We start from the raw sequence: 13,370 nt of genomic DNA, 5'->3' as shown, positions 1-13,370 counted from the left end.
GCGCCGCGGCGTTCAGGCTCCGGCAGCGGCGCTCAGCCCGTTTTGCAGCTGTGCGAGCAGTTGACGTGGGGTGGTGATGTTCTCGAGCTCGTCATCGGACAACTTGACGCCATATCGGCGCGCGATGACCGCGGCGGCCTCTAGCAATGCCAGCGAGTCGTAGCCGAGGTCGGCGAAATCGGTGTCGAGCACGTCACCTTCGAGATCGACCGATTCGTCCTCGCCCGCGGCTTCCCGCAGGATGTCCTTTAATTCCGTGACACCGACCTGCACGCTCATGATTGGTCTCCTCAGCTCTTTCCGGTGATCGGATCAAGCCGAGCCTGACATCACTCGCTGGACGTTCCCTGGAATCGCGCTGTAGCCGCCCGCGTGAGCGCACGACAACAGTTGCCCCGACGCCTGGAAACCGGTCGCTGATCGGCGCGGATGCGGACTGCGTGGCTATCCATAGGACCATGATGGGATAGAAGCGATTGATTGGTAAGATGCCACTTTGAAGTGGGTTGCTAACTAATAGAAAGTTTGCAGCATGACAGCTGAAGTACAGGCTCTACTCCAGAGCGACTGCCCCGGTCGGGTCCTACTGGATCACATCACCGGCAAATGGGGTGTGCTGGTGCTGACCTCCCTGACCGAGGGTCCGCTGCGCTTTCACCAATTGCGCACGCGCATCCAAGGGGTCAGCGACAAGATGCTCACCCAGACCTTGCGCACCTTCGCGGACGACGGACTGGTCACACGCACCGTGCTGCCCACGGCGCCGCCGTCGGTGATGTACGAGCTGACCGATCTCGGCACCGAGGCGGCGCGCGAACTGGAACCTTTCCTGCGCTGGGTGCGTGCCACGGCGTCGGCCTCGGTCACAGCCGCGGCGTCGTAACCTCTCCGCCCCTGCGCTCGAGAAATCAGCGAAAACGCTGTGGCACAGGGATTCTCGGCGATAGGTAGGTCGTCCGCTTCCGGTGCGGTCACCGCCACGGTGTGCCGATATGTGTCGCCATCCCAGCAGGCCCGGCTGCTGACTCGGTCCGATGATCACGCCCGAGCACATCGGGATGGACGCTCATCCCCACTTCCCACAGGGAACGAACGAAGTCGGACAAACCCCGTCCGCGCAACGCGGGCCCGGTCCGCGGCCGCGCGCGGTGTGCGTGCTCTCGGCTATTCGTGGCCATCACGTCGACGCGCACCGGCTGACACGGTTCGCCGCCGAGTTCGGGAGGCTGTATCAGGACTCCTCGGGGTGGTTGCGGTGCGGCCTGCCGTTGCCGCAGTGACGAACTCGTTCTCGCTGTCGATTTGCGGGCGGCCATGCATCTGCCGGTGCCGCATTCGGGGGCGCGGTTGCACACCGAGACTCTCGGCGCGGTCATCGACCGCCTGGCGCGTAGCCAGGTGCGCGCCTACCACCTGTTGATGACTGTGGATGATGTGGCAGATCCGCAGGTGCACGCGGCCTGGTATCGATGTGGCGTTTACCGGCTCGGAGATCCAATGCCAGCCGGTGGGGTGATCGATCATCGGCAACCAGGTCCATTGCCGAGCGTCTGCTGCGGCAACACGATTCCGGACCGATGGACGATATCACTTCTACGCCCGTTCGTTCTCAGCGAAAATTGGTTCACCGCCTGAACCCAGGTGTCGATGGTGCCCATCAACCGGGCACGGTACGCGTCGATCACCGCCACCGCCTCCCACGCTGTCCGTTCACGCCGCTGATGCAGCACGGCCAGTTCGGCAGCCGCGCTCAGCACCGGGTCCTCGGCGGGCAACGGGAAGCCCCGGCAGGCCATGAGCAGTTCGTCCTTGCCCGGCAACAGAGGTCTCATCAGCCACCATCTCCGAGCGCGGGCAACCCCGCCGACCGCTGCGTCAGCGCGTCAGCGAGCTCGGTGTAGCCATCCACCAGCTCCGCCAGCCGATAGAGCACAGGATCAAGCCGGCTCCTGTTCCGAGCCGCTACGTATCGATCGGATTCGCCGCCCATCGTGCGAGCGTCAGCAAGGACACGATCAGGCGGATGATCGCCGATGGCACTTTGCCTGCTTACCGATTCAGGGGCCAGATACGCATTGCGATCGAAGACATTGACAAGGCTATGCGTCCGCTGCGTTGAGGGAGTCTGGAGCCACTTCACCAATCCTCGATCCCGACTGTCGCAGTCCGCCCCACCACGAAGCCCCGGGATTTACCGCGCTTCGAAGCCCCACAAGGCGAATGTGACAAACATCACATCAGGACACCGATGGGTCGCCATCAGTTGCGAGACTCCGACCAACTACTACGGATAGCTATTGCACGTATGTTGCATGCAATGCATCCTATGCTAGCCAAAAACTCTCTGACCAGCGTCTTTACAGTGGTCCCAGCTGGGATCGAACCAGCGACCTTCCGCGTGTGAGGCGGACGCTCTCCCGCTGAGCTATGAGACCTGACGGGTTTCCGGCGGCTCGAGGTGCCCTCCGGACGAGACGAAACATTAGCACGCGCCACCGGCGGTTCACCAAATCGCCATCCGGACAGGGATGGTTCGACGGGGCGCCACCACCCATCGGCAGCCCCAGCGTGGGCCCGGCACGTGGGCTACCGATGGCGGGTATGCCGGGTCGCGACCGCGCGAAGTTCGGTCGCAGACGCTGCCCCTCGACCACCGAAATGGGAACCCAGCGTCTCGACAACCCCATCCATCACATGGGCCACCCTCGTCCCAGCACGCCACTTTCCGGATTTCCACCGTTCTACCAGCAGATTTGTACCTTTCACCGAGCGTCCGCTAATGTTCTGTCTCGCACCACGGAGGCCGGAGACGAGCCCCGGGGAGGCAGAATGCGGATGTAGCGCAGCTGGTAGCGCATCACCTTGCCAAGGTGAGGGTCGCGGGTTCGAATCCCGTCATCCGCTCGAGAGGTAGGGCCAGGCAACATACGCCGTCCCCCTTTGCGCGGTGGAGTGGCCGAGTGGTGAGGCAACGGCCTGCAAAGCCGTGCACACGGGTTCGATTCCCGTCTCCACCTCGCGCGATTAGCTCAGCGGGAGAGCGCTTCCCTGACACGGAAGAGGTCACTGGTTCAATCCCAGTATCGCGCACCACCGTAGTACCAGGTCAGAGGCACTTTTCGAGGAAACTCGGAAGGTGCCTCTCCTGCTTTTCAGCCTCCGAACACCCACTCAGCACACACGAGGGTGAGTAACTCCGGGCTAGCAGGAGCAACTCAGAGCTACTTCGAGCCGTTCGACATCGCCGCACCGAGTAGCGCGGCGTGCGCCTCGAGGTCCTTCGCGAACAGGTCGATGTAGACCGATTCCGTGATCGCTGCGGATGCATGCCCCATCCAGTCGACGATGTACCGCGATGAGATGCTGCCGCGCACAGGCCTGCGAAGGTATGGCGCAAGTCGTGCGCAGTGAGTTCGGTTTCGCCGTCGTCGGCGATGAGATGTCAGCGCCGACTCACGCTCTACTTACCCCCGCCGAAACCGCCGCCCGCCTGCGCGTCCACCCGCAAACGCTGATCAATTGGCGGGGAAGGACGCGGCCCACGCTCGTTCAAAATCGGCCGCCGCCGTTTCACAGAAGCGCGCGAGCGCGTGACGGGTCCGTCCATGTGCCGCCGTCGCTACTTCAGTCGTCGTAGTCGGACGGCCACAAGATCATTGCGACGATGACCGCCAGCGGTAGCGCGATCACGAACACGAGAGCGGCTTGCGTCGCGCTCATCGGCGTACCCCGCCGAGCGCGGGCCAGCGGCCGAATGACGGACGGGATGCAGCGCATTCGACGTCGGCAACCGACATCAACCGGTCCAGCGTGACCGCGTCGACATGCGCCGAGGACGAGAGCATACCACCTCGGCCCCCGAGGACTCGACTTGTTCGACCAGACCGAGCACGGAAGTCGGATCGGCAAACCGCAGCGGGTACCCCAACCGCCGCGCCAATCTGCGCACCTGCGCCGTGTCCCATTCCACTGTCGGCGAACACGGGTCTATCCATCCGAGCGCGTCCATTCCCCTGCCTTCTGTCCCCTGCCGTTGGTAGGCACCCGCCGGCGGGGCAACATCGTCGGTGTCCGGCGGTCTCCACCCGGCGGCGGGCTGAGATCGAAGCTATGCGTGAAGGGTTCGCGCACCTACGTTTTCGGCGTCCGCAGGTGTCCACACCCTCGTTACGCTGGTGTGGTGGAAACCGGGGCGCTCATGCGTGCCGCTCGTGAAGCGGCCGGTATCTCTCTGCGCGCGATGGCGGAACGGTCGTTCTACAGCAAGACCTATCTGTCGGCGATCGAGACCGGGCAGCGCCCCGTGCCCGCCGGAGTGACCGCCGCCTACGAACGGGTCTTGGGGACAACGGACCTAGGCCGACTGACCACCGCCGCCAGGTCGGCTGCGAGCGTGGACGCCGGCGCCCTTGCCGACGTCGCCATGATGCTTTCGTCTACCCGCCGGATCGAGGACGCGGCCGGTGCCCTGGCGGTGCTTCCGGCGGTACGCGGCATGTCCGCTATGTCCGAGCAATTCGCACGCGAAGCACGCAAGGCCCGCACCGAGGCGGCGGCGCTCGCCTCCGAGATCACGCAGTACCGGGGTTGGCTCGAACACGCGGTGGGGGCCGACACCGCCGCGCGGCGCAGCCTGACCACGGCTGTGGACCTGGCGGCGGAATCCCGCGACCCAGACCGACTCGTCCACAGTCTCGGTTTCGCCGGATACGTGGCGTGGAGCGCGACCGGGGACTACGGCGAAGTGATCGCCCTGTCGGACGCCGCGCTGGCGGTCCGTGGCGCGCACCCCGTCCTGGTCGCCTACGCGCGGATGCGCAGGGCCGAACTACTGGCCGCGCGCGGGGAGGCAGGCGAAGCGCTGCGTGCACTCTCCGAGGCCGACGCGGCGACAGACGCGGCCGACGGTATCGAACCGCCAGAAGCCATGTACTGGTGGACACCCGGATTCGGCGGCGTGCAGCGTGGGGGCGTCCTGTCCTTGCTGGGCGACACGGCCAATGCGATCCAGGAAGCATCGGACGGCCTGGCCGAGATGCCCGCCGAGCATCGGCGAACCGAGTGGCTGGCTTCCGCGCTGCGCCGCGTCGACCCGGACATGAACCCGGTCAGCGGGTGATACAGCGCCCGGTCCGTGTACACACACGCAGAGTTTCGCCGGAGTTTTCCGCTCTGGCCCGGAGTTGATCGAATCGATCATCTCCGCTGGTAGCGTGCGATTCGGGTTCCAGCGCGGCGATTGCCGGGCGTCGTCGTGGCCAGGATGGGGTCGGTGTCGGTGGGTGGGGATACGCTGTGGCGCACAGTGCCGGAGCCGAGTCAGGGGGTTGTCGCGTGACGATCGGTGCGGAGGTCGCCCACGGCGCGGCGCCGGATGACGACGATCCGGACTCGCTCGATCTGCGCGACGACATCTCGTTCGAACTAGAAGAGGTCAACGAGGTGCTCGGCGAGTTGATCGCGATACGCGCCGACCAGAAGGCCAAGGACGGCGAGTTGCTGACGGCTCGGCTCGGGGTCGGTGGAGACAAGCCCGAGACGCTCGCCCGGATCGGCGCCCGATACGACCTTTCCCGCGACCGGGTGCGGCAACTGCACACCAAAGCGGTTGGGCAGATGATCCGGATGGCGCAGCTGTCCGGGCATCGCGCCGCAGCGGTCCTGTCCGCGCGTTATCCACTCGACGCCAGGGACCGGCAACTCACGCGCGCGCTACTGGTGGAGACGTACGCGACCGACACCGATATCGCCGCGACCGAACTGTCATACCTCAAGCTGCGGCTGGCCGGCCACCCGGCCGAGGACGCCAAACGGATCGCCGGATTCGTCACCCAGCGCATCGCGGCCTGGCAGAAGAAGACCAACCGGCGCCTGGCGAAACTGCACGACGCCGAGCCGCGCGCGACGAGTCAGCTGAATCCGTGGTTGGGGCAGGTCGATTGGCCCAGCGCCCGCGTGGCGGCCGCGATCCCGACCGCCACAGCGCGCACCGTGGACAGCGACGACGACGGCCGCGGACGCTTCTACCTGGACAAGGTCGGTCGCGACGTGCCGTTCGACTCCGGTTTGGAGGCCAGACTGCTGTGGATACTCAACGCCAGCGATCTGGTCGAGACGTTCATGGAACAACCCGCGGCGGTCGTCTACGAGCTCGACGGCACAGCGCGGGTGCACTATCCGAGCATCGTCGCGCGGCTGACCGACGGCCGCACGGTGCTGATCGACGTCGCGCCGCTGGGCCACGTCGGCTTCCACGTCAACGTCGTCAAATCCGCCGCCGCGCGGGCACACGCGCACGCCAACGGCTGGGGCTGGCTGGTGTGGACCGGCAGCCGCATCGGCATCCCGGATCTGCGCGCCCGCCCCGTCGACGCCGCCGCTGAGCGGATGCTGCGCGAACTCGTCGAGCGCGGCACCGTGCACTGGGCCGCGCTCCGCGAGGTGCGCGCGAAGACCGGCCTCGAGCTGCTGGACTTCCTCGCGCTGGTGCTGCGCCACGAATGGCGGTGGGACCGGGCGCCGTTCCGGCTCAGCGCACCACCATCGCCGCCGCCAGGAACGTGACGATCAGCAACATCGCGCAGATGGTGATCAGCTGCCAGCGGCCGATGGTCGCCTCCAGATTGGCGATGGTGTTGCGCAGGGCCTGGTCGCGCCGGTCGTGATCGGCGATCGTGCGCTGGGCGGCGGCGAGAGCGTCGGCCCGTTGCTGCGCGGCCTGCTCCGCGCGTTCCAGCCGCGTGGTGAGCTTCAGCAGGTGTTTCTGCTTGTCGCGTAATGCTTTCCGAGTCACGGCCAGCGACGTGCGCTGGTTCACCAGTTCCTGGCGCTGCCGGGCGATCACCGTGGCCTGTGTCTTCGTGTGGTACTCCCAGTCGGTCACGGTGGCCCAGCCTCCCGTCCTCTCGTCCCGATAACCCCAGGCGTATTCGCCGCTCACCCAGCCCGCGATGAACTCGCGCAGTTCGACCGGCTCCCGGCGCGGCGCCGCCATCGCGTGCTCGGTATCGAGCACGCCGGTGACCGCGCGGTAATCACAGGCGGCGGGCGCGAAGTCCGCGATACCCAGGGCGTGCAGGTACGGCACCCAGTAACCGGGCGGGCACAGCCACAACACGTCCGTACAGCCCTCGGCGCGCAGCCGCTCGGTGTGCTCCTGAGCGAGTCCACGCTCCAGTGGACCGCTGCGCACCTCGATCGCGTATACCCGGTCACCCTTGCGCCAGTACACGTCCACCGGCAATGTCCCGATGCGTCGGTCCACTTCGGCCTCGTCGGCTCCGTAGGCGAGCAGCCTGCCGCACAACCAGTATTTGAGCCGCCGAATATCCCACTGGGCGGCGGAACATTCCGGGCACTCACAGGCGTAGCCCGTCGTCGACCCGCGGGTACGACCGGAAGCCTCTCCGATGCCCAACTCGGCGAGCATCGCTCGGCGCCCGCAGGCGATCTCCGCCCGCTGCTTCGTTCTCACGCGACCACTCCCCTGCACAAACCACCGCAGGCCCGGCGACCTACGCCATAGATCAAGAGTGCGTCAGACTCGGCTACCTCGCCAGCCCCGTTCACCCCGCGCTCGGGTGTGCCACACGCGTGGTCGATCAGCGGAATCGGCGTTGTACTCTGCGGCACAAGGACTTTCATCATGCCACGGAACGGCGGCGAGTACTGCGGGCACCCTGAATTCGACAGTTGTCGCCGACCCGCGACACGCCCGGGCTTCGAGCGCGCCCGGCGGCCCGGGCACCGCGGCGAACTCCGAGCACGGAGTCGCGGCGAACCCGATGGAGGCGGATAATGACCGATCAGATGCGCCGACTGGTTTACCGGGCAATCCGGGTCACCGCGGAATCCGCGTGCAGAGGGCCGATTCCGGAAGCCTAGGCTGCTTCGATCAGGTCATGGATCGGTGCACCGCCGAATCTTCGCGAGCCGCGGATGTCCAACTGGGCGGATAGAATCGTCCGGCCGAGTGCGAGCTGGGCCGATACGGGGAAGTGGGTAGTGGATGGAGCACGGTCAGCAGACCGGCGAGTCGATCGGCGCGATGTTGGCGAGTATCTCGTCGGCGCTCCGAGAGGTCAGCGAGAAGCTCGACGCGGTGGCGGCCCGGATCGACGGTGCGCAGGCCGTGGTGAGCGAACCGACCGTCGAGGGGCGGCTGGCCAAGCTCGAGGCGTGGGCCTTCCGTGCCGGACAGGACATCTCGGGTCTCGATACCAGAGTGGAGCGCCTGGAATCCGGTGACGACCCGGCGCAGGAAGACCGGCAAACGGCTGCGCGACGCCCGCTACCCCGGGCAGCCGCGGGGCGATCGAACGCCCGCACGCCGGAACACGGCGGCGCCGAAGCCGTGGCGCCGAAGAGTGTTTCCAGCGAAACGGTCCTCGCCAGGAACGGCGCGCGACCGCAGAGCGCAGCGCGAGAGCCGGTGCACGCGGCGGCAGAACCGAGTCCCGCTGCGCAGTTCCCACCGCGGGCCGAGCCCGCGCCCAGCGCGCTCGATTCGAACGCCACCTCCGGTCCGGGATTCACCGCGCCCCGCGACCAGGTGTCGAACTTCACCGCCCCGCCCTCGCCGGAACCGGCTTTCACTACTCCGGTCCAGCGAGAACCTGTAACGCCCTTCACCGCGCCGGCGCCGCGCGACCCGAGCACGGGACGGCAGGAGACGTTCACCGGCTCGCGCGAACCCGCCACCTCGTACTCCCCCGGTGAAAACGCCGCGTACGAGAACATCGTCGCCTCCGCCCCGAGCAGCACCCACGGCGGCGCGGAGAACGGGACGGCCCCCGAGGCCGCAGGCGTGGGCCTCACCGGAGCGCACCGCGCCGGCGACGACGACCGGACTCCGGTCGAGAACACGCACGTGGACAAGCTGCAAGCCATGCTGGATGAACTCAAGCGCACGGCGGCGGCTCCGCTGGGCCGCTCCGACATCTTCGGGTCTACACCGGGCGAGTCGACCACGAACGGATATCAGTCCGAGCGCACCGACGCGCAGCGCCGACCGGCCGACTACCGGCTGTCCAGCCCGCCCCCGGTGTCCTGACGGACCTTGGGGCGTCGCCGCTTCGGCGGACGCCCCGCCGCGGCCGAACGCAGCAGGATCTGCTGGACGAGATCGCGCAGCCAGCGATGGCCCCCATCGGCGCTGTTGCGCGGATGCCACGCCATCCCGATGGCGACCTCGGGCAACGGCAGCGGTATCTCGAACGCGCTCAAGCCGATGGCGGGCAGTGTGGCGGCGCTCAACAGGGCCGGCGCGGGGCAGACCAGGTCGCTGCCGCGCACAGCGAACAGCGCGCTGGTCAACGTCGGCACCGTGGCGACCACCCGCCGGGTGCGACCGTGCAGGGCGAGTCGGTCGTCGATCGGGCCGTGCGAACGACCGGTGCGCGAAATACTCAGGTGGGGTGCGGCGGCGTACGCGGCGACGGTGACCCGATCGGTGACCAGCGGATGATCGGCGGCGGCGACTCCGATCAGGCGGTCGGTGAGCACTCTGCGCACGGTGGTCTCCGGATCGGTGTGGTCGATGACACCGACCTCGAGGTCGACGCGTCCGTCGCGCAACGCGGCGGTGCTCTCCAGTGTGTCGGGCAGGAAGCGCAGCGTCACGCCCGGCGCCTGGGCCCGCACCGCGGACAGCAGGGGCCCGGCCAGCTCGGTGAGCACCAGGTCGCCCGCCTGCACCGCGAACGTCCGGCGCAGCGCCGCGGGGTCGAGGTCGTCGCGCGGCGTCAGCAGTGCGCGCCCCTGCTCGACCAGTGTGCTGACCTCGTACCGCAATTCCAGTGCGCGCGGCGTCGGCACCAGGTGGCGACCGGCGCGCACGAGCAGCGGGTCGCCGAGCACGTCCCGCAATTTGGCCAGCGTCCGGCTCATCGCGGGCGGCGAGGTGTGTAGGCGCTCCGCGGCCAGGGTGACGCTGTTGGTGTCCAGCAGTGCGTCGAGGGCCACGAGGAGATTCATGTCCAGCGCTTCCACCCTTGGATTATCGCCAACGCAAACAGCGGCACCGGGTATTGCGCGCGCGATAACCCGGACGAGTCCTACCCCAGCGCCGCCGCCGGGGAATTGTCGGCGAAACCGTGGGTGGTGGCGGGGATCATAGCTGTGGGCACATGCCGTCCCGAGCAACCGACCTGGCGATATGCCCTGAACACGTCGGCCGCGGAACCACGACAGTCCTCGTCGAGCGCGCGGCCACCGCACCGCCCGCCACGATTCGCCCGACGCCACCCGCCGATTTCGGCAGTCGATGCAAATGTGCGCACACGGTCACCCAGCCGCGGCCAGGACCGGCGCCGCGGATCGGAGCTCCCTACCACCCGCGTGAGCGGACCACCACTGTCCGGAGCGGACGGGGACGCCTGGTGGCTGACCCGGCAGCTGTCACCCTTCGGACGGAAGCAGCTCCGGTTCGGTCGGTGCCGGCGGGCGTGCCACCGGGCCCTGCCCCGACTTGTGTCGGCCGGCCAGTCCCCGGTAGGACTCCGGCTTGATCCGCCCGAACACCTGCGCCACACGGGTGTGCAGCGGCAGGCGGAACTTCAGGTCGGCGAGCATCTCATCGATGTTCTGGACGGAGAACGGGACCACCGCCGTGCCGTGCGCGTGGCGGCCGTGCGTGCGTTCCTCCATCCAGCGCAGACGGGCGTCGATTTCCCGGTGGAGTTCGTCGGTGGGCGGCACAACCAGCCCGCCGGTCAGCAGCGCGGCGGTCCAGTGCGCGGCGACTTCGGCGTTCAGCGTGCTGATCGCCGAGGAGTTGTAGCCGGCGAAGGTCAGATTCGGGACCTCCAACGGCAGGATCTGGCGGTGCAGGCGGAAGTTGCCGTGCTCGTCGGTCAGCCTGCGCTGGACGTACGGGGTGAGGAAGGGCACACGCTGCTGGAACCCGGTCGCGCAGATCACGACGTCCGCCTGCAACACCTCCCCGCTGGAGAGCCGGATTCCCGGCGCCGCCTTCGCGCCGCCGCCCATCTCGGTGATCGTGGTGTCCCGGTGCACCGTGATATGTCCGTTGGCGACCTGCTCGTAGAAGCCTTCGCTCACGAGGCTGACGGTGCTCTCGGCGATCTCCTCGAACCGCCCGCCGGGCACCAGACCGAGTTCGCGCAGGTTCGAATGCTTGGTGACCAGCTCCTGGATCAGATCGAAGTTGCTGATCCGCACCGATTCGCCGGGGCCGGCCAGGAACCGGTCCATCCAGCGGGGCCGCAGATAGTGGAAGTGCGCCTCGCCGAAGCGGGTCAGCATCAGCCGCTCGTAGTCGATCACCCGCGCCAGCTTGCGCGGCATCTTCCAGAACAGCCGCCGGGCCACCACAGATGTGGACGCCGCGACCTCGCTCACCGCGGTGGCGATGTCACAGGCGGACTTGCCGTAGCCCACCACGACGACCGACTTGCCGCGCACCGACTCCAGGTCGGTGAATTCCGAGGAGTGGCACAAGCGCCCACCCGCCGCGCGGAACCAATCGGCGCCGCGGTACTCCGGCAGCGCGGGTTCGCTGAAAACGCCGTTGGCGATCACCAGGTGGTCGCACGAGGCCCGATGGATTCCGCTCTCATCGCGAATCTCCAGCAACCAGCCGCTGTCCACCGGGTCGGCGGCGACCACCTCGGTGCGCAACCGCAGGTGCTCGGTCAGCCCGAAGTGTTCGGCGTAGGCGGCCAGATAGGCCTGCATGTGCTGCCCGTCGAGAACACGTGGGTAGTCGCCCGGCATCGGGAAGTCGGAGAAGTGATACGTGTCCTTGGAGTTCTGCGTCTGCAGGCCCGGGTATCGCCGGGTCGCGCTCCACACACCACCGACATCGGGTGCACGGTCGAAAACCTCGACCGGAAAACCCGCCTGTTTCAGCACTTTCGCGCAGGCAAGACCTGCGATACCCGCACCGACGATCCCGATGCGGCTTCCGCTTGTCATGCGCGAGAGATTACGTCGCCCGGCGGCGCACAGCAAAGTCGGTCGACCGAATCCGCTCGTCAGCGCACTGCGGCCGGACCCACCGGAACGGCAGGAAGCTCGACGGTGGCTGTTCGCGTCCACGGTGGTCTCACGGCCTGATCGTCGGGTACCGGCCCGGCGCGCATCGTCGTCGAGGTCCGGCTACCCTGCGCCAATGAGTTCGATCGCGCCCGTCCTGCGGCGTGCCCGGATCGCGAACTCCTTCGCGTTCGGCGCACAAGGCTTCTTCCTCGCCGTCGTGCTGACCGAACTACCACAGCAGAAGGAGCGTTTCGGGCTGTCGGACGGGGTGATCGCCGTCTCGGTGGTATTGATCTCGTTGCTCGCGGGCGGCGGCAGTGTCCTGGCGGAGCGGCTGGCGCTGCGCTGGTCCAGCCGCGCGGCGGTGCGGATCGGGCTGCTGCTCGTGGCCGTCACCGGCGCGGCGGCCGCCTTCGCGCCGAACACGCCGCTACTGGTGGCCGCCCTCGGCTGCTACGGGATCGCGGTCGGCATCGTCGACGCGAGCACCAACATGCAGGCGGTGTTCATCCAGCACGGGTACGGGACGTTCATCCTGTCGTCGTTCTACGCCGCGTGGAGCGCCGGAACGATAGCCGGGGCACTGTTCGTATCCGGGTGCGAGGCCCTGGGGGTGACGCTGCGCGAATCGCTGCTCGCGGCCGCGGCGATCGTGCTGGTGCTCGGCTGGGCGCTCGGACGAGGACTGCTCGGCGTACGGGATGCGGAGACGAGTCCGGCCGAGACCGCCGCGCCCGGTTCCACCATCGCGCTGCGCGCGTATCTCGGGTTCGGCATCGCGATGGCGTTCGTCTTCGCCGTCGACCTCGCGGTGGGCAACTGGTCGGCCTTGTACCTCACCGACGACCTGCTCGCCGGTTCGGCGACCGCGGCGCTCGCCTACGCCGCGTACCAGGGGACGTCGCTGGTCGCTCGGATCGCCGGCGATTCGCTGGTGCGCCGTTTCGGTCCGCGCCGGGTGGTGCGGACCGCCGCGGGCACGGGAGCCCTCGGTCTGGCACTCGTGGTGGCCGCGCCGAGTCCCGCGGTCGCGATCACGGGCTTCCTCATCGCGGGCGCGGGCCTGCCCGTGATCGCGCCGCTGTGTTTCAGCGCGGCGGGGCAACTCGCGACCGGACCGGAACTCGACGCACTGATCGCGCGTCTCAACCTGTTCAACTATGCGGGGACCTTGCTCGGCGGCGGCGTGGTCGGCGCGGTCGCGGCGGGCCTAGGGCACCGCACGGGCTTCGTCATCCCTCTGCTGTTCGCCCTGGCCCTGATCGCGCTCTCGCGCGTCTTCCGCTTCCATCGAGTCGCGAGCGCCGCTCCTGCGCAGAGGTTGGGCCGGCCCACAGAACTCGGTCCTGCCGCGGGGTAGGCCGTGGCGG

The 13,370-nt window shown here is 67.9% G+C and carries 12 protein-coding genes and 4 tRNA genes; 10 read left to right on the top strand and 6 right to left on the bottom strand.

What is annotated here, in order from left to right; translation table 11 throughout:
• Nucleotides 1–12: 12 nt before the first annotated feature.
• Nucleotides 13–279 (bottom strand): acyl carrier protein, encoded by a 267-nt coding sequence (locus ACT89H_RS03385; RefSeq protein ID WP_445106965.1) that lies wholly within the window; start codon nt 277–279, stop codon nt 13–15.
• Nucleotides 280–532: 253 nt separating this feature from the next.
• Between ACT89H_RS03385 and ACT89H_RS03380 the strand changes: the two genes are divergently transcribed.
• Both ACT89H_RS03380 and ACT89H_RS03375 read left to right on the top strand, forming a co-directional pair.
• The gene (locus tag ACT89H_RS03380; protein WP_445106964.1) at nt 533–883 is read left to right on the top strand and encodes a winged helix-turn-helix transcriptional regulator; all 351 of its coding nucleotides are present in this window, start codon (nt 533–535) and stop codon (nt 881–883) included.
• Nucleotides 884–1,230: 347 nt separating this feature from the next.
• Nucleotides 1,231–1,635, top strand: coding sequence for a DUF4254 domain-containing protein (locus ACT89H_RS03375; protein ID WP_498049526.1), 405 nt, complete (start codon nt 1,231–1,233; stop codon nt 1,633–1,635).
• Here ACT89H_RS03375 and ACT89H_RS03370 read toward each other — a convergent pair.
• Nucleotides 1,521–1,832 carry a hypothetical protein gene (locus ACT89H_RS03370; protein ID WP_445107365.1) on the bottom strand — a complete coding sequence of 104 codons (312 nt, stop codon included), beginning with the start codon at nt 1,830–1,832 and terminating at the stop codon, nt 1,521–1,523. The two genes, ACT89H_RS03375 and ACT89H_RS03370, sit on opposite strands and share 115 nt — an antisense overlap.
• A gap of 71 nt (nt 1,833–1,903) precedes the next feature.
• Here ACT89H_RS03370 and ACT89H_RS03365 point away from each other — a divergent pair, with 71 nt between their 5' ends.
• The gene (locus ACT89H_RS03365; protein WP_445107349.1) at nt 1,904–2,119 is read left to right on the top strand and encodes an excisionase family DNA-binding protein; all 216 of its coding nucleotides are present in this window, start codon (nt 1,904–1,906) and stop codon (nt 2,117–2,119) included.
• Between the two features lie 244 nt (nt 2,120–2,363).
• Here ACT89H_RS03365 and ACT89H_RS03360 read toward each other — a convergent pair.
• Nucleotides 2,364–2,435: transfer RNA gene (locus ACT89H_RS03360), tRNA-Val, on the bottom strand.
• A 396-nt stretch (nt 2,436–2,831) separates the two neighbouring features.
• On the opposite strand from ACT89H_RS03360, the gene ACT89H_RS03355 reads away from it, so the two are divergent.
• The 5 genes from ACT89H_RS03355 (at nt 2,832) to ACT89H_RS03335 (ending at nt 6,564) form a co-directional block, all read left to right on the top strand.
• Nucleotides 2,832–2,904: transfer RNA gene (locus ACT89H_RS03355), tRNA-Gly, on the top strand.
• A 42-nt stretch (nt 2,905–2,946) separates the two neighbouring features.
• A tRNA-Cys gene (locus ACT89H_RS03350) sits at nt 2,947–3,017 on the top strand.
• A 1-nt stretch (nt 3,018) separates the two neighbouring features.
• A tRNA-Val gene (locus ACT89H_RS03345) sits at nt 3,019–3,093 on the top strand.
• A gap of 1,087 nt (nt 3,094–4,180) precedes the next feature.
• Nucleotides 4,181–5,119: a helix-turn-helix domain-containing protein gene (locus ACT89H_RS03340; protein WP_445106962.1), complete on the top strand. Its 939-nt coding sequence runs from the start codon at nt 4,181–4,183 to the stop codon at nt 5,117–5,119.
• 215 nt (nt 5,120–5,334) lie between these two features.
• The gene (locus ACT89H_RS03335) at nt 5,335–6,564 is read left to right on the top strand and encodes a sigma factor-like helix-turn-helix DNA-binding protein (RefSeq protein ID WP_445106961.1); all 1,230 of its coding nucleotides are present in this window, start codon (nt 5,335–5,337) and stop codon (nt 6,562–6,564) included.
• Here ACT89H_RS03335 and ACT89H_RS03330 read toward each other — a convergent pair.
• Entirely contained in the window at nt 6,530–7,474 is a 945-nt protein-coding gene (locus ACT89H_RS03330) for a hypothetical protein (RefSeq protein ID WP_445106960.1), read from the bottom strand. The genes ACT89H_RS03335 and ACT89H_RS03330 overlap by 35 nt on opposite strands.
• A gap of 534 nt (nt 7,475–8,008) precedes the next feature.
• Here ACT89H_RS03330 and ACT89H_RS03325 point away from each other — a divergent pair.
• A complete protein-coding gene (locus ACT89H_RS03325) occupies nt 8,009–9,052 on the top strand; it encodes a hypothetical protein (RefSeq protein WP_445106959.1) in 1,044 nt (347 codons plus the stop codon).
• Here the strand turns inward: ACT89H_RS03325 and ACT89H_RS03320 are convergent.
• Both ACT89H_RS03320 and ACT89H_RS03315 read right to left on the bottom strand, forming a co-directional pair.
• Entirely contained in the window at nt 9,019–9,990 is a 972-nt protein-coding gene (locus ACT89H_RS03320; protein ID WP_445106958.1) for a LysR family transcriptional regulator, read from the bottom strand. The genes ACT89H_RS03325 and ACT89H_RS03320 overlap by 34 nt on opposite strands.
• A gap of 408 nt (nt 9,991–10,398) precedes the next feature.
• Nucleotides 10,399–11,937: a flavin-containing monooxygenase gene (locus ACT89H_RS03315; RefSeq protein ID WP_445106957.1), complete on the bottom strand. Its 1,539-nt coding sequence runs from the start codon at nt 11,935–11,937 to the stop codon at nt 10,399–10,401.
• Here ACT89H_RS03315 and ACT89H_RS03310 point away from each other — a divergent pair.
• The gene (locus tag ACT89H_RS03310) at nt 11,918–13,360 is read left to right on the top strand and encodes an MFS transporter (RefSeq protein WP_445106956.1); all 1,443 of its coding nucleotides are present in this window, start codon (nt 11,918–11,920) and stop codon (nt 13,358–13,360) included. The two genes, ACT89H_RS03315 and ACT89H_RS03310, sit on opposite strands and share 20 nt — an antisense overlap.
• The last annotated feature ends 10 nt before the right edge of the window (nt 13,361–13,370 follow it).

This window comes from Nocardia aegles (assembly GCF_052545135.1).
The sequence above is the reverse complement of the archived record's forward strand: the minus strand, read 5'-3'. Positions and strand labels throughout refer to the sequence as shown.

Excerpts from the sequence above, each read along its gene's own strand:
- ACT89H_RS03385 (WP_445106965.1), bottom strand. The coding sequence starts at position 279 with ATGAGCGTGCAGGTCGGTGTCACGGAATTAAAGGACATCCTGCGGGAA.
- ACT89H_RS03380 (WP_445106964.1), top strand. The coding sequence starts at position 533 with ATGACAGCTGAAGTACAGGCTCTACTCCAGAGCGACTGCCCCGGTCGG.
- ACT89H_RS03370 (WP_445107365.1), bottom strand. The coding sequence starts at position 1,832 with ATGAGACCTCTGTTGCCGGGCAAGGACGAACTGCTCATGGCCTGCCGG.
- ACT89H_RS03325 (WP_445106959.1), top strand. The coding sequence starts at position 8,009 with ATGGAGCACGGTCAGCAGACCGGCGAGTCGATCGGCGCGATGTTGGCG.
- ACT89H_RS03310 (WP_445106956.1), top strand. The coding sequence starts at position 11,918 with ATGCGGCTTCCGCTTGTCATGCGCGAGAGATTACGTCGCCCGGCGGCG.
- ACT89H_RS03315 (WP_445106957.1), bottom strand. The coding sequence starts at position 11,937 with ATGACAAGCGGAAGCCGCATCGGGATCGTCGGTGCGGGTATCGCAGGT.